This window comes from Nibrella saemangeumensis (assembly GCF_039541915.1).
In the GTDB taxonomy this organism is placed as follows: domain Bacteria; phylum Bacteroidota; class Bacteroidia; order Cytophagales; family Spirosomataceae; genus Nibrella; species Nibrella saemangeumensis.
Window position 1 is genome coordinate 626,387 of record NZ_BAABHD010000084.1, and the last position, 21,179, is coordinate 647,565.

Consider the following 21,179-nt stretch of genomic DNA (forward strand, 5'->3'; position numbering starts at 1 on the left):
AAGGCTTCAAATTCAAGTTTCCAATCCGGTGGGTTTGCCTTACTTTTGTGCTCGAAAATTCTGTTATATGTCCCGTAATATTAAGATCGGCCTCTTTATTTTCATTTGTGTCTTGATGGCCTCCTTTTCCTTTTATGCCTGGCAGGTATTCAAAACACCGAACCTGCAGGTAGGTGAAAACGACGAAGCGTTTGAGTTGTACATTCCCCGCGGAGCAACGTATGAGACGGTAATGGATACGCTGAAGAAGCACGATGTAGTCCACGACGAAATGTCGTTCCGGTTTTTGGCCAAGCTGATGAAGTATCCCCAGAGCGTAAAATATGGCCGGTACGTGATTAAGCCTAAAACCGGAAATTATGCCGCCATTGTAAAGCTCCGGAGCGGTGATCAGGATCCGGTAAAGCTTACCTTCAACAGCATTCGTCTGAAAGAGGACCTGGTGAAGCGGATTGGCAACAAACTCGAATTTGGCACCGACACCCTGGCCGGCCTGCTCGGGGATCCAGCCGTAACGAAACAGTATGGGTTTGATACCACCACTATCGTATGCATGTTTATCCCGGATACCTATGAATTCTTCTGGACGGTAAAGCCCAAAGAATTTCTGGACCGGATGGCTAAAGAGTACAAGAATTTCTGGACCGAAGAGCGCAGGCGAAAAGCTGCCGCACTGGGCTTGTCCCAGACCGAGGTGCAGGTTCTGGCCTCCATTGTGGAGGGTGAAACTAAGAAAAACGACGAAAAGCCCCGTGTGGCCGGCGTGTACCTGAATCGCCTGAAGCAGGGCATGAAGCTGGAGGCTGACCCGACCCTGATTTTTGCGGCCCGTGATTTCAGCATCCGCCGGGTGCTGAATGTCCACAAAGGGATCAACTCACCCTACAATACGTATCGGTATGCCGGCCTGCCGCCCGGTCCGATCTACCTACCCTCGGAGTCGTCTATCGATGCCGTGCTGAACGCCGAAAATCATAACTACCTGTATTTTGTGGCCAGGGAAGATTTCTCCGGCTACCACAACTTCGCCCGTACTTATCCCGAGCATCTCGCCAACGCCCGTATTTACCAGCGTGCCCTGAACCAGCGGAAAATCATGAGATGAGCGCAGACAAGGAGTCTGCGCTCATCATGCCAGTTATGTTTAGCTACGAAGTAACCAGCCTCCGAGTCCGGTATGCCGATACCGATCAGATGGGGTATGTATATTACGGCAATTACGCCCGTTTCTACGAGATTGGGCGGGTAGAGTCCCTGCGGAGCATAGGGGTTAGTTACAAGGAACTGGAAGCCTCGGGGGTAATGATGCCGGTATACGAAATGAAAACCCGCTACCACCAGCCGGCCCGCTACGATGACCTGCTGACGGTCAAAGTAATAATTCCGCAACTTCCCGGTGCGCGCATTCTGTTTCAGTACGAAATCGTGAACCAGGAGGGGGTATTACTGAACACGGGCGAGACCACACTGGTCTTCCAGCGGGCCGATACCGGCCGGCTCTGTACCATGCCGGCCGCATGGCTGAATAAGCTAAAACCTTTTTTTTAAGGGGGTGGTTAAACGGCATAGGTAAGTTATCTACCGTACTATGTTAGAAAAGTTGAAGAACCTGGCGTTTGTGCAGCGGACTATCCTTCGACTGAAGAATACGTATGCCCTGAATTCTAAAACGACCTGGTATGACTTCCTCATTGGAATGGGTAAAAAGATCGTCGATAATGATACCAGTGAACGGGCATCTTCGGCGGCTTTTAACCTGATCCTGGCCATATTTCCGTCGTTCATCTTCCTTTTTACGCTGATTCCTTACATACCTATTGAGAATTTAGAAAAGGAAATTTTTGTGTTTCTGGCGGAGGTTATTCCGGCACCTACGTTTAAGGTCGTCGACACCACCATCCACGATATCATCAGCCGGCCAAGGGGGGGCGTGTTGTCGTTCGGTTTTCTTTTCGCTCTGTTTGCGGCTACCAACGGCGTCATGGCGCTGATGAACGCCTTTAACTCCTCCCACAAAATTGTGGAGCACCGGAGTTTTCTGAAGCGAAGACTGGTTGCGCTGGGCTTAACCTTTACCTTGACCTTTGCCCTGTTTCTGGCTATAACCGTTCTGGTGGTTGGGGGAGTGGTAACCAGTTACCTGCAGCAGCTGGGTATTTTAAGCGATATCCTGACCCGTACTGTCACGTTGGGGCGTTACCTGGTTGTTTTTGGGGTATTTGTGGGTGTAGTAGCGGTCATGTACCGGTACGGACCCGATGTAAACATGAAGTGGCGACTGATCACGCCCGGCTGCGTTACTGCATCGGTGCTGATCGTATTGACCACGTACATATTTTCTTACTATGTCTCGAATTTCAGTTCCTATAATAAAGTATACGGGTCCATCGGAACGCTCATTGCGCTGATGATCTGGATAAATCTGGTTTCGTTGATTCTGATTATCGGCTTTGAGATCAATGACTGCCTTTATAAGCTGGAAGGAGAGCGTGACCCTATCGTAGAAGAGAAAATTATCCAGCCCGAAGAACCCGCCGGAGTAACGACAACTACTTAGGCATAGGTTGTCCTTTACGTTTGACAGCCTTTGGCTATGAGTATTTTCCGTTCGATAAATAATTTACCGCAGGCAGTCGAAAATCCTCCTACTTTTATCCACTATTAATCGAATGGGTGTGAGAAACTGACGGTTTGTTCGTTTAGATAGTGTGTTGATATACCCCGATGCAGTCGATCACCGGAAAAGAAAATAATCTGCCCATGACGCCTTTCCTGAATCAGTTAAGGCCGTGGGTTTCGGTTATTTGTACCAGCTACAATCACGAAGCATTCGTTACCGATGCTCTGCATTCGGTGGTTGCCCAATGTTACCCTAATATCGAACTTATCGTGATTGATAACGCCAGCACCGACAGCACGGCCGATCGGATTCAGGCGTTTGTTCAGCAGCATCCGGCCGTGGTATTTATCCGGAACGCAGAAAACATTGGCCTTTGCCGGGCTTTCAATCAGGGCTTAAAGCTAGCGGGTGGCCGCTACGTGATCGACCTGTCTGCCGACGACGTACTGCTGCCGGGACGCATAGCCCGGCAGGTTGCCTTTTTTGAGCGTTTGCCTGAGTCCTACGCCGTTGTCTTTACCAATGCCGGGTACATAAATCCAGCCGGTAGACTGCTGGGTTACCATTACCCGATCAATGAAAAAGGGCAGGCCCGGCAGAAAGTACCATCTGGCAACGTGTTTCGTCATGTGCTGGAATCGTACTTTATTTGTACCCCCACCATGATGATACGCAAGGAGGTACTGGATGCTATTGGTGGGTACGACGAAACTCTTTGGTTTGAAGATTTCGACTTCTGGATTCGTACATCGCGCCATTACCAGTACGCCTACCTCGATGAAGTATTGACCCATAAACGCCATCTGGATGACTCCCTCTCCCGGCAGGTAATCCGCAGCGATAACCGTATTCTGCACTCCACCTTACAGGTTTGCTACAAAGCCTTCGATCACTGCGAAACCCCCGATGAGTATCGTACACTGGCCCGCCGGGTTCGTCGGTTTCTGCGTAAATGTTTTTACGCAGAACAGTTTGATCTGGCACTGCAGTTTGGCAAACTCTTACAGTATATGGAGGAGCCAGACCCGATAACGGCGGCCATTCTGCTGCTTTGCCGCCTGCGGGTTCCGGTCAACGGGGCCTACCGGCGCTACATCCAATGCCGGAATTACCCCCGTTTGCTCAGACTAAAAGCCAATCTGACCTGAGCGTGGTTATGCTCCTTAAAGTCCAGACCGTATGCCCGCTGAATTTATCCGAATACACCCTCAAACTCCCGAAGAACGCAAAATACTTCATGTAGTAAATGCCCTCCGCAATGGTGCGGTCATTATTTACCCAACCGACACGGTGTACGGTATGGGCTGCGACATCCACAACACCCGGGCGGTAGAGCGGGTAGCCCGCATCAAAGGTATCAAGCCGAACAAAAATGATTTTTCGTTTATTTGCTATGACCTGAGTCATATTGCCGATTACGCACGAGTCGGCAATCAGGCATTCAAGCTGATGAAGCGGCTGTTGCCGGGTCCCTACACATTCATCCTGGATGCCAGTAACCGGGTACCGAAAATTCTCAATGCCACCAAAAAAACGGTCGGTATTCGTGTTCCAAACAGTGCTATTCCCCGCCAGATCGTCTCCGAATTAGGCAATCCAATCATTACGACGTCAATTAAAGCTGACGATGAAATTGCGGAATATCCTACTGATCCTGAAGAGATTTTTGAACAGTATCAGCATCAGGTCGACATTGTCATTGATGGTGGCTATGGCGGAAATGTACCATCTACCATAATTGATGCCACAACGGATACCTTTGAAATTATTCGCGAAGGGCTGGGCGATTACTCGGTTTGAATTTGAGTTTTTAGTATGTTTAACGCTCAATGGTTATTCTATTTCATATGATTTTCCCCAAATCTTTTCAATTACTCGTTCTCTCAGCCCTTATTATCGGGGGGTGCCAAAACAGTTCATCCGATCAGGCCGCTAAGTCAGACCCGAATACGTCGGCCGAGGCTGCCCCCGAAACCAGTAACACAAAACTGGCGGTTAGCCGGGATACCGTGGTAACCACTGCGGCATCAACCACTCCGGCCGCGGCCGGCAAAGAGCTGACACCGTTAGACTCTCTGCGACTTATAGGTCCCAAGATCACGGGCTCTATACTGCCTGATAAGCGGATTCTGGCTTATTACGGTAACCCGCACTCGAAGAGAATGGGCGTATTGGGCGAATATCCTAAGGACGAAATGCTTCGGAGGCTGGATCGCGAAACTAAAAACTGGGAAAAAGCGGATCCGTCCAAGCCCGTTCAGCAGGCCCTTCACCTGGTGGCGATCACCGCCCAGGGTGCTCCGGGTAAAGACGGAAAATACCGGCTTCGGATGACTGATTATACCATCCGGAAAGTCATTAAGTGGGCGGCTGAGCATAACGCCATCTGTTTCCTGGATGTTCAGGTGGGCTTATCAACCCTGCAGCAGGAATTGCCCTACTTGGAGAAATACCTGACGTTACCGTATGTTCACCTGGGTATCGACCCTGAATTTTCGATGAAGACCGGTGCCCGCCCGGGTACCAAGATTGGTACGTACGATGCCGCGGACATCAACTATGCCGTTAATTTCCTGAGCCGCATTAAGCAGGAGCACAACCTGCCCACCAAAATTCTGGTGGTTCACCGTTTTACGCAGCGTATGGTGACGAACTATAAGAATATCAAACTCAACCCCAATGTGCAGATTGTTATGCACATGGACGGCTGGGGGGAGCCCGTCCTGAAGCGCGACAGCTACCGCGATTATATCAAGAAAGAAATGGTGCAGTATACCGGTTTCAAAATCTTCTACCACAATGACGTGAAGAAACCACCGCATCACCTGATGACGGCGGCAGAAGTTCTCACCGAAGATCCGAAGCCGATCTATATTCAATATCAGTAAGCTTATCAAATTAGAATGAAAAAGGAGCCGAGGGGCTCCTTTTTCATTCTAATTTGACCTGTATTCTTCCCTCATACGTTTCTTTTGTGTGTTTCCAGCGTTTGTGTGACCATAGCCAGTCGGCGGGGTGGTGCCGGATCGATTGCTCCAGCAGGTCACGATACCGCTCCAGAATGGCACCATTTGGCAACGTGTCATATGGCGGCTCGGCAATGGAGTAAAAGGTAGCCTTATAATAACCACGTCGAATCCGTACAGTCTCCAGAAAAAATACCGGCAGATTGAAGCTGCGGGCCAGCCGTTCGGTGCCGGGATAAAAGGGGGTGTCTCGGTGCAGAAACGGCATCCAGTAGCCATGCTCCGGTTGGTCAGGGACCTGGTCGGCAACCAATGCTACAATGCGGGGCATGTGCCGGCGAGCCACCATCTCCCTGGGTATTTTGTTCATCGGCAGGGGGTAAGCGCCAAAACGGGAGCGAAGCAGGTGCATTAACTTTTCGAAAAAGGGGCTCTTCAGGGGCTTGTAAACGCTGTCGACCGGCATGCCGTTCAACACGGAGGCCGACGGGATCCACTCCCAGTTGCATTGGTGCGAGGCCATCCCGATGATTGCCTGTCCCCCTGCTAAATAAGCCCTTACCGGTTCATCGTTGTGGAAGGTAACCCGCTGCGCCAGTTCGCTGGCCGGAAGGCCGGGCAGTTTGAGCGTTTCAACGATCAGGTCGGTCAGATTCCGGTAGAACTGCTTCGTCAGCCGGTTTATGGCTGCATCGGTCAGCTCCGGAAAAGAGGCTTTCATGTTTTCGCGGATCGTTCCCCGGCGGTAACGGATCAGGTAAGCCAGCAGAAAATATAACGCATTGGCCATCCCGTAAAGAACCGGGAACGGCAGTCTTGACAATAACCGAAAAAATACCATTTGAAACAGACGCTGTACCGCCCCTGGTAAGGGTTTTCGGAGCCGGTACCCCAATAATTAAATTTTTGTAAAAAAATTTGACTATACTACTTTTTTCCGTTACTTGGTAACGATTAACCCACTCTTTATTGGAAAAATACCAAACTGGAGCGGATGTCCATGAGTTGCTGATTGAACTTCATTACCTGCCCAGCCTCGATTATATGGCTGGCCTGCTGAGGTTCGATCGCGTCCGGATTGAAGCAAAAGAGCACTATCAGAAACAAAGTTACAGAAATCGCTGCTACGTTCTGACGTCAAACAAGGTAGATTGTCTGACGGTCCCGGTCCAGGACGGCACCCATAAGCAGCCAATTCGGGATGTCCGGATCGATAACCGGCAGGCCTGGCAAGACCGGCACTGGCGCTGCTTAAGCGCGGCCTATGGTAAGGCCCCTTTTTTTGAGTACTATGCACCGTACCTGGAACCGGTTATCCGGAAACAAGCTGACTTTCTGTTTGACCTGAATCTGGAGTTACTGACAATCTGTCTGCATTTGTTAGGGCAGAGGGTCGACCTGTCGCTGACAGATTGGTATGAGAAAGAGCTTTTCGGGAAGGTATTTGATGCCCGGTCACGGCTAAATGCCCGCCAGCGGGAGAGTGACTATTTATTTTACCAAAGCTGGCCCTATACTCAGAATTTTGGCAATGTATTTGTACCCAATCTGAGTATTATCGACCTTTTGTTCTGCCAGGGACCAACCGCTTTGGATGTGCTGAAAAAAAGCCAAATAAGGGTAGTGTCCTGAATGAACAAACCCAAAAAAAATTTCGTTACGCTATTGTAACGCTTACGACTGGAGACCCAAAGCGAATGGAAGCAAAATTTTCAAACCGCGTTAAAGAAGTTATATCGCTGAGCCGGGAAGAGGCACTGCGGCTGGGGCACGACTATATTGGGACGGAGCACCTGCTGCTGGGCATGATTCGCGAAGGCGAGGGGGTAGCTGTTGGGTTGCTGAAAAAATTAGGTATTTCGCTGGATGAACTCCGCGTGACCATTGAACAGGCAACCAAGGGAACGGCAACCAATAACGTAAAAAATCTGGCGAATATCCCCCTGACGCGTCAGTCGGAGAAAACGCTGAAGATCACCTACCTGGAAGCTAAGATTTTTAAAAGCCCACTCATTGGTACCGAACATCTGTTGCTTTCGATTCTGCGCGACGAGGACAACGTCGCCACTCAGATCTTAAATAAGTTCAACGTTAACTATGAAGTCATCAAGGAGATGTTAGAGTACCAATCCTCGGGCTCCCGTCCGCACATGGGACCCGAAACTGACGATGATGGCGACGATGCACGCAGCATGTTTGGCGGTGGCTCAGGCTCCGGAAAAGATCCGAAAGGCGCTGAGAAATCGCGGACCCCGGTGCTGGACAACTTTGGTCGGGATCTGACCAAGCTGGCCGAACTGGGTAAGCTGGACCCGATCGTTGGCCGCGAAAAAGAAATTGAGCGCGTAGCCCAGATCCTGAGCCGCCGGAAGAAAAACAATCCGATCCTGATTGGTGAGCCGGGTGTTGGTAAGACGGCAATTGCGGAAGGTCTGGCCCTGCGGATTGTTCAGAAGAAAGTTTCCCGCGTGCTGTTTGGCAAGCGGGTGGTGACCCTGGATCTGGCGTCGCTGGTAGCCGGTACCAAATACCGGGGCCAGTTTGAAGAACGGATGAAGGCGGTCATGAACGAACTGGAGAAATCCCCGGAAGTGATCCTGTTCATCGATGAGTTGCATACCATCGTGGGTGCCGGTGGCGCTTCGGGTTCACTCGACGCTTCGAATATGTTTAAGCCGGCGCTGGCGCGGGGTGACATCCAATGTATTGGTGCTACCACGCTGGACGAGTACCGCCAGTACATTGAGAAAGATGGTGCCCTGGCCCGTCGCTTCCAGGTCGTCATGGTTGATGCTACCTCGGTAGAAGAAACCATCGAGATTCTGAACAACATCAAGGATAAGTACGAAGATCACCACCACGTTAACTACACGCAGCAGGCCGTTGAAGCAGCCGTGAAACTGTCGGAACGCTACATCAGCGATCGCTTCCTGCCGGACAAAGCTATTGACGTACTCGACGAAGTGGGTGCCCGCGTACACATCAGCAACATTACCGTGCCCGACGATATTCTGAAGCTCGAAGAGCAGATCGAGAATATTAAGAAGGAGAAAAATCAGGTCGTGAAGAGCCAGAAGTACGAAGAGGCCGCGCAACTGCGTGATAAGGAGAAACGCCTGATCGACCAACTGGAGCGTGCCAAGCAGGCCTGGGAGGAAGATACCAAGAAGCGTCGCTACACGGTGAACGAAGACAATGTCGCCGAAGTGGTAGCCATGATGACGGGTATCCCGGTAACGAGCGTGTCCAACGACGAAGGCAAGAAACTCATCAACATGGGTGAGGAACTGAAAGGCCGGGTTATTGGTCAGAATGCCGCCATCGAGAAACTGGTGAAAGCGATCCAGCGGACGCGAGTAGGTCTGAAAGATCCGAAGAAGCCAATTGGTTCGTTTATCTTCTTAGGTCCAACGGGTGTCGGTAAGACGGAGCTGGCGAAAGTGCTGGCGTCGTACCTCTTCGATAAGGAAGACGCGCTGGTGCGGATCGATATGTCGGAGTATATGGAGAAGTTCTCCGTAAGCCGGCTGGTTGGTGCTCCTCCGGGCTACGTAGGTTACGAAGAAGGTGGTCAGCTGACGGAAAAGATTCGCCGGAAGCCATACAGTGTGGTCCTGCTCGACGAAATCGAGAAAGCGCACCCGGATGTGTTCAACATCCTGCTGCAGGTACTCGACGATGGTATCCTGACCGACGGTCTGGGCCGCCGGGTCGACTTCCGCAACACCATCATCATCATGACCTCTAACATTGGGGTTCGTGACCTGAAAGACTTCGGTTCCGGTATCGGTTTCGCTACCCGTTCCAAGTCAGAAAGTCAGGACGACCTGATGAAGAGTACGATTCAGAATGCACTCCGCAAAGCGTTCTCGCCGGAGTTCCTGAACCGTCTGGACGATGTGATCGTGTTTAACTCACTGCTGCGGGAAGACATCCACCGCATCATTGACCTGATGCTGAATAAGCTTCTGGGCCGGGTAACCAGCCTGGGCTATAAAGTCGAACTGACCGAAAAGGCAAAAGACTTCCTGGCCGAGAAAGGATACGACCCGCAGTATGGTGCCCGTCCGCTGAGCCGTGCTATTCAGAAGTACCTCGAAGACCCCGTCGCCGAGGAGATCCTGAAAGGTGAAATGGCCGAGGGCGATGTGATCCTGGCCGATTACGACGGTAGCAGCGATCAACTGACCATTACCACGCAGAGTCAGAAGGTAGTAGAATAAATACAAAGTTCAGTGAAAACCCCGATAGCTCACGCTGTTGGGGTTTTTTGCTTTAGGGCGGTTGATAAATATATATGAACAATAAAATGCATTTTAATAATAAATGTGTTCATTTATAATCTGATAGACAAACCTAAGCACATGAAAGCTATTATAACCTTAATGAGTCTCACCTTATGTACGGGTACCCTGGTAGCCCAAACAGAAAAAGGTCGGGGATTTTGGTCTAGTGGCGTTGGTGGTCAGTTGATAACAACGGAAAAGTACCTCGAACGAGGCCGGAGTATCGACGCTCAGGTATTTGTGAACAAAGGGTATTTTGTGCGGAAGGATGTGCTGGTGGGGCTGGAGGCATCGGCTCTGGGGAGTATGTTGCATAATGAACTGGGAATCGGGTATGACACGCGAAACGATAAGCTGGCCTTAACAACAAGTCTTTCTCCTTATATCCGCCGGTATTGGGGCCGGCAAAACTGGCGGGTGTATCTCGGCGGAGGCTTCTCGTTCGCCTACGACTGGGCGCAGAACAAATCGATGTCTACATCGAACCGGTTTACCCAATTACGTGATCACCGGATGCGCCTGATGCCGGAAGTCCAGGCCGGGTTTGTGTATTTTGTGAATAGCCGCTGGGGGGTAGAAGCCACCACGCGTTCGTCAGCATTCCCGCTGACCATTAGTAATCTGGGGGTGGGCGTAGTTATGGTTACTGGGGGGCGATTGCCGGCCCGGCCTTTGAAAGTGTTACCTACCCAGAATCAGTTGATGGCTACCAACTGGATGCTGGCCGGCGGTTTTTTACTGACCGATCAGATGCGGCAACTGATTCCCAGCGAAAGCAAAAATGAAGTATTCCGCCAGGAAAACAGCCGGGGCGTGTCGGTCAGTCCATCCATTGGTTACGTAGTTGCTGATCGGCTGGTCGTTGGGGTAGCGGCTCCGTTTTCCTATAATATTCTGACCGATGCTTACCTAAATACCCCTGGTCAGGCGCAGGTCAAAGTAGAGCGCTGGACGGCCGGTGTTCAGCCGTTTGTGAAAAAATATTTCACTACGCAGAAGCTAACTCCCTTTGCTGCGCTGCAGGCATCCTGGCAGTGGCAGGAAGATGGCACAACCACAGATACCTACGGAGCCAGCATCAGCGCCGGCATGGCGTACATGATTGGCACGCGTTTTATTCTGGAAGGTGAACTGGGCCGGATTGGGGGGGGCTGGTCCAAGACCCGCGACGGCGAAATCCGCCAGCACTTCGGGGATATCCGGGCCACACTGCGGCCGGGCTTATCGTTGTCCTACGCGTTTTTGTAACCTCCCTGCATCGCACGTATGGCCACTGCCTCCGAAATAAAGGCTTTTCAGAAAAATTAAGAAAATCAGTTGTAACGATTCTGCCCGGAAGTGTTAGTTTAGCGAACCAACAAAACACTTCATATGAGGGTTATTTTTGTAGCTTCCCTGCTGCTGCTGAACTTTTCATCCCCGGCCCAGACGGAAAAAGGGCGGGGTCTGCTGACCGGCAGTATCAACGTAGCCTACTCAAATGTCAATCGGGGAACCGTGGCGCCGGCCACAACCCAGGTACCGGCTTTCGATGTCCAGCTTACCAAAGGCTGGTTCGTTCGGGATCATTGGCTGTTTGGTGTATCCGTAAATGCCCGGAGCCAGTGGAGCCACACAGAAACACCTGGTGCTTCGGTATCTGCACCTGGAATGAGCTTTTATTTCCGGCGCGATTATACGTACGGGCTAAATGCTTTTGTCAGGAGGTATTGGGGAGATCAGAAGTGGCGCGTGTTTGCCGGCGGTGGGGTTGGCGGGGCTTATTCTCGAAACGATCTGAGCAGTCGGCTGAGAAGTGGTCAGGAAGGATCGCCCACCTATTTTTTCAGTAGTTCAGCATCCAATAATCGTTCAATCAGCCTCAGCCCATTCACGCAATTGGGCGCAATGTATTTCGTGGCGGATCGGCTGGGTCTGGAAGCTTTCTCGCAGTCGACAGCGTTTCCGTTCTCGTTTACCAGTTTTAATTTGGGCCTTACCCTGCTAACGGGCAGTACCGCAACCGGTTCGCTCTCACCTACGGTTACCGGGTACCAGACCCAGCGGGGGCGTTGGATTGCGGGCGGAGCAATGCAGTTGACGGGTGGCCGCTACGGCTTCAGACAGCGATCCATCACGTCCGGTACGAATACCAATTACTCCGAATCCAATGCCAGAAACAGCTCGTTTACGATCTCACCGTCGCTGGGCGTTTTTGTAAGCGACAACCTGCTTCTGGGCGTAGACATTCCAGTATCCATTCGGAACAACAAGTCGGTAAGCCAGTTCAATGTTGCCCTTTCTAAGGAAACAGAAAACATGATTGGGCTTCAGCCTTATCTGAAAAAATACATTGGCCTTAACCGGCTGCGCCCGTTTGTGGCTGGGTATGTTGGCTACCAGTGGGGTGAGCTTCGGCGTGAAAACAGAAACCAGCCTTCGTTTTCATTCGCCATCAAACAGCGTACCGTGGCTGCTGGTGGATCGTTGGGGCTGGCTTACCTGCTCCGGGAGCGGTTTATTCTGGAGGCAACGGTGGCCAGTATCACGGCAAACCGCTTTATGAATACGCCACAGCAGGCCGACCCCGAAAACCGGAGGGCCGAGGGCTGGACCTTGTCGGCAGCGGCTACGCTCCAGCCGAACTTCTCGCTACTGTACGTTTTCCGGTAATTACCGCAGAAAGGCCGTTGCTTCTACCACCTTATCGGTATTGATTACATCGACGCCAAGCTTACGGAGTTGTTTCCAGGCGTTGGTGTTGTCAGGAATAGCCCAGAAACGTATGGGTTTGCCCTGGTCGTGAGCCCGTTTGATGATTCGCTTCAGTTTATTTTTATCATCGTCGGGTAAGTCGCCGTTGCCGTCCCAGCGGGAATAGCTGCGAAAGTTATCGCTGATGAGAGCGACATGGCGGAGGGTTTCGTCATCGTACACCTCACCCGGACGGCCGTCGAACAGGATGAAGTGCGGAAAATCCACGTAGTTGTTTACCTTGGGTCGGTTGCCGCTGATGACAATTTGTATGGCGTTGGGGTTTACCTGCCGGTTAAAAACATCCATATGCTGATGGATCATCCCAACCAGTATAGGCATTACTTCCTCCGCTTTATCTTTTATGTCGATAACCAGGTTAAATGAATATTTCCGGTCCGGGCTGACTTTTCCTTTATGTTGCGTAAATAGCTGCATAATCGGGTTAAGGTAGAGCTGGTCCAGGGTGCGGCTGGTGTCAACTTCGCTGCGGGTATGGGCCACAACCAGTTTTCCGTTTACCAGAAACACATCCGCTTCAATGTAATCAGCCCGCTGCTCATAGGCTTCGGTAAACGGTCGTTTCTTTTCGTAATCATTATGAGCGTGAATCTGTTGTCCGAAGCAGAAGGTGGGCAGCAGCAGAAAAAGCAAGAGTCGCATCATGGTTGAGTCGCTATTCGATAGATTTGGGGTAAAGGGCACTAAACAAATGTAACAGGATATGGTAATAATTACTAGAGCCTCTGGTTTTTGTCTTACACCGCCAAAGGGTTAATTTTGGACCGTTCATACAAGTTTTTTTATTCCCAGACGATTGATTCAATGAGTTTACTGCAAGGAAAAGTTGCATTGATTACCGGTGCCTCGCGGGGAATCGGGCGGGCCATGGCCCTGCGTTTTGCCAAGGAAGGCGCCCAGGTAGCCTTTACCTATCTGTCGAGCGTTGAAAAAGGCCAGGCTCTGGAGGAAGAACTCAGCGCGTTTGGCGGCAAAGTAAAGGGGTATCGCTCCGACGCTTCCGATTTTAAAGCCGCCGAGGACCTGGTCAATCAGGTGGTGGCCGACTTCGGCACGCTCGATGTCCTGATCAATAATGCGGGTATTACCCGCGATGGTCTGCTGATGCGGATGTCGGAAGAACAATGGGACGCCGTTATCAACGTTAATCTAAAGTCGGTATTCAACCTGACCAAAGCCGCTATCCGACCGATGATGAAGGCCAAAGCGGGATCAATCATCAACCTGACGTCGGTAGTGGGCCTCCGGGGGAATGCCGGACAGGCTAACTACGCGGCTTCGAAAGCCGGTATCATTGGCTTTACCAAGTCGGTTGCGCTGGAACTGGGTTCCCGGAATATCCGCTCTAATGCCATAGCGCCCGGCTTCATTGAAACTGAAATGACGGGAGAGATCAACGAAAAGGCACTTGAAGAATGGAAACAGTCTATTCCGATGAAGCGCGGAGGTCAGCCCGACGAAGTTGCCGATTGTGCCCTGTTCCTGGCCTCGGACCTGTCGCGGTACATTACCGGCCAGGTGCTTCAGGTAGACGGCGGCATGTTAACTTAATTTTTAAATTACAGTAGGCAGCAGGCAGTACGCAGTTTTGTTTAGAACACTGCCACCTGCTCACTGCTTACTGCCTACTAAAACATATGCGTTCGGACCTGCTTTTACAATCATCACCCTGGTGGATCGTGGTATGCCTGCTGGTCGGGGCGGCCTATGCGGCCGCCATGTACCAGCCGCTGCCGGGCCGCAGCAATCCCGGTGGCTGGGGCAAAACGGCCAATTATGCCCTGGCCGCCCTGCGGTTCATTGTGGTTACGCTGCTTTGCCTCCTGTTGCTGAATCCACTGGTGCGGAATATCCGTTCCACCACCGAAAAAGCAAAGGTGGTGCTGGCTGTTGATAATTCTGAATCGATGATTGCCGGTGGCCGGGCTAAACTGGACCAGACGCTCAGTGCGGTGGATAAACTTCGGCAGCAACTCGCCGACCAGGGTGTGGAGGTAGCCGTGCGGACGCTCGGCGATACTGCCACCGACGTCGACCTGTCGCAACTGTCCTTTACCCGCCGGACCACCGATTTGTCGGGTCTGCTGGCCGGCATCCGGAACGACTACGAAGGCCGTCACCTGACCGATGTCGTGCTGATAACCGATGGTGTTTTCAACCAGGGCCTGTCACCCACCTTTGGGCAATACCCGTTTGCCGTCCATGCGGTTGGGGTGGGCGATACGGTGCCCAAGCGTGATGTGCAGCTAAAAGCTGCCCTGGCCAACCGGGTTGCCTACCTGGGCAACCGGTTTCCGGTCCAGGCCGAAATCGTCAGCAATGGCTATCAGGGACAAACCGGGGTAGTGGTGCTGCGGCAGGGTGGCCGCGAAGTGGGTCGCCAGACAATCAGCTTTGGTCGTCCAGAGACCTTTAGTCAGGTGACATTTCAGGCCTCTGCCGACCAGAAAGGCGTTCAGCATTATGTGGTGGAAGTATTACCACTCTCTGGTGAGTTCAGCACCCGCAACAATCGCCAGGACGTATACATTGATGTGATCGACGGAAAAGAAAAAATCCTGCTGTTGGGATTAACCCCGCACCCGGATATTAAAGCGCTTCGGTCTATCATTGAAAGGAACCAGAACTATGAACTCGACATCCGGCTGCTGACCGGCTCCACCGATCCCAATCCACCGGCCGATAAAGTATACGACCTCATTATTCTGCACCAGATTCCGGACAACAGTGGGCTGAGCAGCGGCATTTTGCAGCGGTTGCTGGCCCGCAACACCCCGGTGTTGTTTGTGTTGGGGAATCAGTCAGCACCCTCGCTGGTCAATACTCTGAATCCGGTGATGCAGATTACGGCTCAGGGGAACCAGACCGATAAGACTACCGCCCGGTTTGAGGCCAACTTCCGGCAAGTGAACCTGGACCCCACCAAACTGGAAATTCTGGAAAAACTCCCTCCGCTGCTTGTACCGTACGGTGATTACAAACTGCAACCTGGTACTGAGGTGGTGTTGTGGCAGCAGGTCGGTTCGGTAAAGACCTCCAAGCCGCTGCTGGCTTTGAACATGAGCGGTACCCGCAAGGCCGCCGTTTTGGCGGGCGAAGGCCTCTGGCAGTGGCGGCAGGAAGAATACGCACTAACCGACAAACAGGAGATTGTTGACGAACTACTGCAAAAGATCATGCAGTTTATATCGGTAAAAGAAGACAGGCGGAAGCTGCGGGTATACCCGATCCGCAACGAATTTGTGGCGGGTGAAAAGGTCATCTTCGAGACGGAGCTGTATAACAATATTTACGAACGCATCTACGACCAGCCCATTCGTCTAGAGATAACTGACGAAAAGAGCCTGACGCGAACGTTCAACTACACGCCTACAACAACCAATAGCCGCTTTGAAATAAGCCGGCTGCCGGAAGGGGTATACCGCTATCGCGCCATCTCGACGTTAAACAACCGCTCCGAGCAGGCAACGGGCCAGTTTATTGTCCGCAATCTGCAACTGGAGGCCCTGAATACCACCGCTGATCACGCCATGCTCCGGCAACTGGCCCAGCAAACCGGCGGCCGTTTTTACGGTCCCGGCAACATTGCCTCACTTGCCAGCACCTTTACCAGTCAGAAAGCACCGGACCGGCTCACCAGCACCGAAGAAATGAACGAGCTCATCAACTGGCGGTGGCTGTTCTTTGTTGTTTTGGTCTTTATCGGTGCCGAATGGGGTCTCCGGAAATTCTACGGAGGCTATTAAGAAATCGATGCGTTTTTAGAGATAAATTAAGGGAATACATCCCTTCGGAGCCAGGAGCTACTGGCTTATCACTAAAGATCCATCGCTATAACGCATCACTCAAAATGAATATAGGCGATAAAGTTCGGATGCTGCGGGCAAAGGAAGAGGGGGTAGTTACCCGCTTTCTCTCCGGCAACCAGGTTGAAATTGAAATAGAAGATGGTTTCCGCATTCCGGTCATGCGGTCGGAACTGGTGGTGGTGTCTCCGCTCGAAGCAGAGCGTCTGCTGCGACGCAACACCCACGAGCCGCAAAAGTCAGTGGCACCGGGTATCCTGTCCAACCAGGGTATCTATCTGGCGTTTGTGCCGCAGAATGACCGCGAGATGGCGTTGCACCTGATCAACAATACGGATTGGGACTTGCTTTATACCGTGGCCGAAGAGCGGGGCAATCAGGTGCGTGGCCTGCAAAGTGGCATTCTGAAGCCGAAGTCGCAGGTAAAACTAAATGAGCTTTACACGGTAGCCGGGTTCGAAAACTGGCCTACCTTTCTCGTCCAGGCACTCTGGTTCCGGGCTGCTTCAGTTGCGCTACGCCCACCGCTGGTCAAGCGGCTAAAATGCCGTGCGGCTACTTTCTACAAGAACAAACAGAATGTGCCGGTCCTGAATCAGGCCGGCCACCTCTTTCAGATCGATATTGATGAACCGGCCCCGGAAGCAGAAGCCGCTCCAAAGGTGGTAGCTCCGGAAGCCCTGAAAAAGGAAATGCTGAGCCCTAAGAGCGAACCGGCGGCCATCGCGGTGGAGCGTCCTTCCGCGGTGGTTGATCTGCACATCGAAGCATTGCTGCCGGGTGGACCGGGCAAGCGATCCAACAGCGAGTTGCTGGAACTACAGCTTCAGGCATTTGAAAAAAGTCTGGAGAATGCCATCGCCAGCGGCATGAGCGACATTACCTTTATTCACGGTGTCGGCAGCGGAGCCCTGCGTAACGAGCTCCACCGGCGCCTGGGCCGGCACCCGCACGTCCGGTATTACGAGGATGCGCAAAAACAAAAATTTGGCTATGGCGCGACGAAAGTCACCATTCGGTAATATATTCAGCCCATCGAGCCGGCTATTGGCCGGTCTTTTCTTGTTTGGGTTGTGGGTGGCTGGCTGTCAATCAGGGGGCACTCGCATCAACCCGCAAGCACCCAAAGCTTCCTATTCCCGAAACGCCATGGAGGTCCGTAACGAGCAGTTCCTGTCTACCGTCAATGTTCCTGTTTCCATCTCCATCACCGACATTGAGCGGCAGATCAACAGCCAGATAAACGGACTGATCTTTGAGGAAAATCAACTGGACGGATCGGCGCAGTCAACGACCGGCAGTACGCCCTCCTGGATCAAAGTCTGGAAGCGGGGCAACATTGCCGTTCGGGCGGGGGTAGCCGGAACCCAGGACAGCCTGTTTCATGTGACGGTACCCCTGCGCATCTGGGCCAGAGCCGGTCTGAAAGTGCTTGGCTTTACCCGCTATCAGGATACCGAGTTTGAGCTGAATATGCGCTTTGCCACGTGGTTCAGCATTGACCCGGACTGGACGGTCAATACCCAGACCCAGGCCGAGGGCTACGACTGGGTAAAGAAACCGGCCACCAGCGTTGCCGGCTTCAACATCCCCCTGACCACTCTTGTTGGCCGGTTGATTGATAAGAACCTGGGCACCATCACCCAATCGCTGGATCAGCAAGTGCGCAAAAATATCGATCTGCGGACGCCTGTGCTGAAGGTTTGGAACACCATACGGGAGCCGTACCTGGTTTCCGAAAAATACCGGACCTGGCTGATGGTGGTGCCCCGACGCATCCTAATCACTCCGTTCCGGTTTGAAGGAAACCAGATCCGATCGGCCATCGGATTGGAGGGGCATACTCTGACCACAACCGGTACCAGACCCGACGTAAAACCAGCCGTTACCCTGCCGGATTTAGTGGTTGTCAAGCAGATCAGGGATGATTTTCAGATTGGAATATTGAGTGAAGCTACTTACGAAGAAGCCGCCAGAATTGCGGCTGAAGAATTTGTGGGTAAAAACTTTTCGTTCAGCGATGGCCGGTACACCATTACCATCACCGATATGGATATGTACGGCCAGAACGATAATCTGATTATTAAGGCAGGACTGAAAGGCAGTATCACCGGGGATATTTACCTGCGCGGAAAGCCCTATTACGATGCCCAGACGAAAACCGTATCGCTCAGGGACTTGACCTATGATCTGGCCACCCAGAACATATTACAGCGGGCCGCCAACTGGCTTCTGCAGGGAACGTTTGCCCGAATGATGGAAAAGCAGTTTACGATACCCGTCGGCTCGCAGATCGACGAAATACGCACTGCCATGCAGGCCCGGTTAAGAAACAATCAATTAACGAAAGGCGTTATACTGAGCGGTAACATCGAGGAGATCAGACCCGATCAGGTATACCTGACCCCCACCGCTTTACTGGCCGTGGTTTATGCACACGGACGGGTAAGCGTGAAGGTCGACGGATTGCAATAAAAAAAGATGATAATCTTTGCGTTTGCCGTTTTTTGCTGAATCAATGCTAATTTTCTCCCAGCATCATTTTTTGAGAAAATAAGTATTTATAGATTTGCGGCAACCACGTTGCGGCAGCCGTAAGAAATTCAAGAATTGTGTTAACCTAAGCGGTACAGGTTGTCTTATCGCTTCCCGAACTGTCGGGAGGAGGAAAGTCCGGACAGCGTAGAGCACCATACTTCCTAACGGGAAGGCGGCCATCTGGAAACGGGCGGCCGACAGACAGTGTCACAGAAAATATACCGCCTTGTTGAGTAGGCAGTTTGCAGTCACCAGTTGGCAGAGTCATTCTGCAGACTGCTCACTGCAAACTGCCTACTCAACAGGGTAAGGGTGAAAAGGTGGAGTAAGAGCCCACCGCCCGGCTGGTGACAGACGGGGCACGACAAACCTTATGGGCTGAAAGACCAAATAGGCATTGGATGTGAGGCTGCTCGTCTCCGTACCCCCTGGGGATGCCAATGCGGGTAGGTCGATAGAGGTTGCCGGTGACGGCAATCCCAGATAAATGATAAGAATCCCGGACCTGGTTCGGGAAACAGAATCCGGCTTATAGACTTGTACCGTTCGGGTTGACACATAATCTATCTCATCACCATTGAAGTATAGCACGGCAAAAGGCTTATGTCATTTAACCCTGTTTTCTCATGAAGAAAAAATCTATTCACGCTTCCCTGCTTCTCCTTCTGACTCTTACGTGCGCGTACGCCCAAAACCGGTCGTACGAAGGCGAGTATAAAATGAATACCTGGTCAATTACCCTAAGTCCGGGCATTACCCAGTTTTATGGTGATCTACGTGAGCCCAATGCCGGGATCTTTGCCCGGCAGCCGGCCGGTGCCAACCTGGAATTTCCGGTGGGGGCGGGCTTATCTATAAATAAACAGCTTACCCACCTTTTTGGGCTGCAGGTTGACTTCTGGACAGGCCGGCTCAATGGTTCGAAGCGCGATATTTATAACGCCTATTTCAGAACGCCCCTGTTTTTGCAGGGAACGCTTCAAGGGTCCGTTAACCTGAAATCGCTGCTGATGGGAAGCCAGAAACTGCGCCGGTGGAAGGTAGATCTGCACGGCGGTGTTGGGTATATGTGGTATTATTCCAACGTATATGACCTCAATACCAATCGTTTGATCCGGTACAGCAACAACCGGATCGATTACAGTTCCATCACCTCGGGTGAGTGGGAAGGCGACGGTTCTCAGTTTACCCGCGATATTGTATTTCCAGTTGGTATGGCTGTCCATTATGAACTGACACGCCGGCTGGATTTGGGCCTGGATTTTACCGTCAATAATGTCAACACCGAGAAGCTGGACATGACGGTGGGTGGAGTCGACAACTCGAATCCCTCTAATATCTTCCTGTTTAAGAAAGGGGAGAGCAAGATGGATAAATGGGGGTATGCGGCTATTGCGCTGACCTACAAAATTGGTAAAAACGCCATTAAAGTCGGTAAAGACGGGCGTCACGATGCGTCGCTGGGTCGCTACCACCTTCGCTGGGCTGATCCCAAGGATCTGATCAAAGAGCCGTACAATCCGACCATGGCTGATGCCGATTCAATCGCCAAGGCCAATATGCCCAAACCCGTTGACCCGCGCCTGTACACGGATACCGATAATGATGGGGTCGCCGATCTGTTTGACAAGGAGCCGGAAACTCCACAGGGTAGCGTAGTGTCCGGAGCCGGGGTGGCCATGAACCTCGACAGTATCATCACCTCGCTGCTACGTTCCAAGTTTACGCCGGAATGTGAGGCTTTGCTCAGCAACATCGAGTTTGATACGGATAAGGCGACCATCCGGCCGGCATCGCAGGAGACGTTGCGGAAACTGGTTGAACTCTTAAATGTAAAAACCAACTGCCGGATTGTGCTAACGGGCCATGCCGATGCCAGAGCCTCCTACAATTACAACATGCAACTGTCCCGGCGCCGGGTTGATGCTGCCAAGCGATTCCTCGTACGGGCCGGTCTTACCGACCCGAGCCGGGTGACACTTGAATATTACGGCGAATACCGGCCCATTGCGCCGAACACAACCGTATCGGGTCTACAGTCGAACCGCCGGGTCGAGATCAAGATTGAGCCAATGAACACGCTGCGGGAGAAATACCCGGCCGGGTTCCGGCTGGATGGGGTGAAAAAACCATAAGTGTATTACCCTGAAATAGAAGCCGGACCTGTAAGTCCGGCTTTTTTATTGGGGGCTTTTTTGCTATCTTTGCG

General features: G+C 52.0%; 17 protein-coding genes and 1 other RNA gene. 16 read left to right on the plus strand and 2 right to left on the minus strand.

All coding sequences use genetic code 11. The annotated features are described in order from the left end of the window. Positions 1-67 precede the first annotated feature (67 nt). From mltG to ABD949_RS30230, 6 genes are all read left to right on the plus strand, one after another. Entirely contained in the window at positions 68-1,105 is a 1,038-nt protein-coding gene (gene mltG / locus ABD949_RS30205) for an endolytic transglycosylase MltG (protein WP_345250215.1), read from the plus strand. A 35-nt stretch (positions 1,106-1,140) separates the two neighbouring features. After that, the gene (locus ABD949_RS30210) at positions 1,141-1,548 is read left to right on the plus strand and encodes an acyl-CoA thioesterase (protein WP_345250441.1); all 408 of its coding nucleotides are present in this window, start codon (positions 1,141-1,143) and stop codon (positions 1,546-1,548) included. Positions 1,549-1,588: 40 nt separating this feature from the next. Beyond that, on the plus strand, positions 1,589-2,557 hold the full coding sequence (locus tag ABD949_RS30215) for a YihY/virulence factor BrkB family protein (protein ID WP_345250217.1): 969 nt from the start codon (positions 1,589-1,591) through the stop codon (positions 2,555-2,557). Positions 2,558-2,724: 167 nt separating this feature from the next. Continuing rightward, complete coding sequence (locus tag ABD949_RS30220; protein ID WP_345250219.1) at positions 2,725-3,768, plus strand: glycosyltransferase; 1,044 nt, start codon at positions 2,725-2,727, stop codon at positions 3,766-3,768. A 31-nt stretch (positions 3,769-3,799) separates the two neighbouring features. Further along, positions 3,800-4,420 (plus strand): L-threonylcarbamoyladenylate synthase, encoded by a 621-nt coding sequence (locus tag ABD949_RS30225; RefSeq protein WP_345250221.1) that lies wholly within the window; start codon positions 3,800-3,802, stop codon positions 4,418-4,420. Between the two features lie 47 nt (positions 4,421-4,467). Further along, complete coding sequence (locus ABD949_RS30230) at positions 4,468-5,508, plus strand: hypothetical protein (RefSeq protein ID WP_345250223.1); 1,041 nt, start codon at positions 4,468-4,470, stop codon at positions 5,506-5,508. Between the two features lie 43 nt (positions 5,509-5,551). Here ABD949_RS30230 and ABD949_RS30235 read toward each other — a convergent pair whose 3' ends face one another. Next, positions 5,552-6,427 (minus strand): lysophospholipid acyltransferase family protein, encoded by an 876-nt coding sequence (locus tag ABD949_RS30235; RefSeq protein ID WP_345250225.1) that lies wholly within the window; start codon positions 6,425-6,427, stop codon positions 5,552-5,554. 128 nt (positions 6,428-6,555) lie between these two features. Here ABD949_RS30235 and ABD949_RS30240 point away from each other — a divergent pair, with 128 nt between their 5' ends. From ABD949_RS30240 to ABD949_RS30255, 4 genes are all read left to right on the plus strand, one after another. Next, positions 6,556-7,218: a WbqC family protein gene (locus ABD949_RS30240; protein WP_345250227.1), complete on the plus strand. Its 663-nt coding sequence runs from the start codon at positions 6,556-6,558 to the stop codon at positions 7,216-7,218. 65 nt (positions 7,219-7,283) lie between these two features. Then, positions 7,284-9,809: an ATP-dependent Clp protease ATP-binding subunit gene (locus ABD949_RS30245; RefSeq protein ID WP_345250229.1), complete on the plus strand. Its 2,526-nt coding sequence runs from the start codon at positions 7,284-7,286 to the stop codon at positions 9,807-9,809. Between the two features lie 141 nt (positions 9,810-9,950). Beyond that, positions 9,951-11,120 (plus strand): hypothetical protein, encoded by a 1,170-nt coding sequence (locus ABD949_RS30250; RefSeq protein ID WP_345250231.1) that lies wholly within the window; start codon positions 9,951-9,953, stop codon positions 11,118-11,120. A 123-nt stretch (positions 11,121-11,243) separates the two neighbouring features. Next, the gene (locus ABD949_RS30255; RefSeq protein WP_345250233.1) at positions 11,244-12,524 is read left to right on the plus strand and encodes a hypothetical protein; all 1,281 of its coding nucleotides are present in this window, start codon (positions 11,244-11,246) and stop codon (positions 12,522-12,524) included. Here ABD949_RS30255 and ABD949_RS30260 read toward each other — a convergent pair whose 3' ends face one another. Beyond that, positions 12,525-13,271: a phosphatidylinositol-specific phospholipase C/glycerophosphodiester phosphodiesterase family protein gene (locus tag ABD949_RS30260; protein WP_345250235.1), complete on the minus strand. Its 747-nt coding sequence runs from the start codon at positions 13,269-13,271 to the stop codon at positions 12,525-12,527. 159 nt (positions 13,272-13,430) lie between these two features. Here ABD949_RS30260 and fabG point away from each other — a divergent pair, with 159 nt between their 5' ends. The 6 genes from fabG (at position 13,431) to ABD949_RS30290 (ending at position 21,105) form a co-directional block, all read left to right on the plus strand. After that, a complete protein-coding gene (fabG, locus tag ABD949_RS30265; RefSeq protein ID WP_345250237.1) occupies positions 13,431-14,177 on the plus strand; it encodes a 3-oxoacyl-[acyl-carrier-protein] reductase in 747 nt (248 codons plus the stop codon). 86 nt (positions 14,178-14,263) lie between these two features. Next, the gene (locus ABD949_RS30270) at positions 14,264-16,372 is read left to right on the plus strand and encodes a vWA domain-containing protein (RefSeq protein WP_345250239.1); all 2,109 of its coding nucleotides are present in this window, start codon (positions 14,264-14,266) and stop codon (positions 16,370-16,372) included. Between the two features lie 104 nt (positions 16,373-16,476). Further along, a complete protein-coding gene (locus ABD949_RS30275) occupies positions 16,477-17,454 on the plus strand; it encodes a Smr/MutS family protein (protein WP_345250241.1) in 978 nt (325 codons plus the stop codon). A gap of 127 nt (positions 17,455-17,581) precedes the next feature. Then, a complete protein-coding gene (locus ABD949_RS30280; RefSeq protein WP_345250243.1) occupies positions 17,582-18,907 on the plus strand; it encodes a DUF4403 family protein in 1,326 nt (441 codons plus the stop codon). A gap of 151 nt (positions 18,908-19,058) precedes the next feature. Further along, positions 19,059-19,518: RNase P RNA component class A (gene rnpB / locus ABD949_RS30285), an RNA gene on the plus strand. A 78-nt stretch (positions 19,519-19,596) separates the two neighbouring features. Continuing rightward, positions 19,597-21,105: an OmpA family protein gene (locus ABD949_RS30290; protein WP_345250245.1), complete on the plus strand. Its 1,509-nt coding sequence runs from the start codon at positions 19,597-19,599 to the stop codon at positions 21,103-21,105. Positions 21,106-21,179 lie beyond the last annotated feature (74 nt).

Coding starts and splice junctions, on each gene's coding strand:
- mltG (WP_345250215.1), top strand. CDS start 68: ATGTCCCGTAATATTAAGATCGGCCTCTTTATTTTCATTTGTGTCTTG.
- ABD949_RS30210 (WP_345250441.1), top strand. CDS start 1,141: ATGTTTAGCTACGAAGTAACCAGCCTCCGAGTCCGGTATGCCGATACC.
- ABD949_RS30215 (WP_345250217.1), top strand. CDS start 1,589: ATGTTAGAAAAGTTGAAGAACCTGGCGTTTGTGCAGCGGACTATCCTT.
- ABD949_RS30220 (WP_345250219.1), top strand. CDS start 2,725: ATGCAGTCGATCACCGGAAAAGAAAATAATCTGCCCATGACGCCTTTC.
- ABD949_RS30225 (WP_345250221.1), top strand. CDS start 3,800: ATGCCCGCTGAATTTATCCGAATACACCCTCAAACTCCCGAAGAACGC.
- ABD949_RS30230 (WP_345250223.1), top strand. CDS start 4,468: ATGATTTTCCCCAAATCTTTTCAATTACTCGTTCTCTCAGCCCTTATT.
- ABD949_RS30235 (WP_345250225.1), bottom strand. CDS start 6,427: ATGGTATTTTTTCGGTTATTGTCAAGACTGCCGTTCCCGGTTCTTTAC.
- ABD949_RS30245 (WP_345250229.1), top strand. CDS start 7,284: ATGGAAGCAAAATTTTCAAACCGCGTTAAAGAAGTTATATCGCTGAGC.
- ABD949_RS30250 (WP_345250231.1), top strand. CDS start 9,951: ATGAAAGCTATTATAACCTTAATGAGTCTCACCTTATGTACGGGTACC.
- ABD949_RS30255 (WP_345250233.1), top strand. CDS start 11,244: ATGAGGGTTATTTTTGTAGCTTCCCTGCTGCTGCTGAACTTTTCATCC.
- ABD949_RS30260 (WP_345250235.1), bottom strand. CDS start 13,271: ATGATGCGACTCTTGCTTTTTCTGCTGCTGCCCACCTTCTGCTTCGGA.
- fabG (WP_345250237.1), top strand. CDS start 13,431: ATGAGTTTACTGCAAGGAAAAGTTGCATTGATTACCGGTGCCTCGCGG.
- ABD949_RS30270 (WP_345250239.1), top strand. CDS start 14,264: ATGCGTTCGGACCTGCTTTTACAATCATCACCCTGGTGGATCGTGGTA.
- ABD949_RS30275 (WP_345250241.1), top strand. CDS start 16,477: ATGAATATAGGCGATAAAGTTCGGATGCTGCGGGCAAAGGAAGAGGGG.
- ABD949_RS30280 (WP_345250243.1), top strand. CDS start 17,582: ATGGAGGTCCGTAACGAGCAGTTCCTGTCTACCGTCAATGTTCCTGTT.
- ABD949_RS30290 (WP_345250245.1), top strand. CDS start 19,597: ATGAAGAAAAAATCTATTCACGCTTCCCTGCTTCTCCTTCTGACTCTT.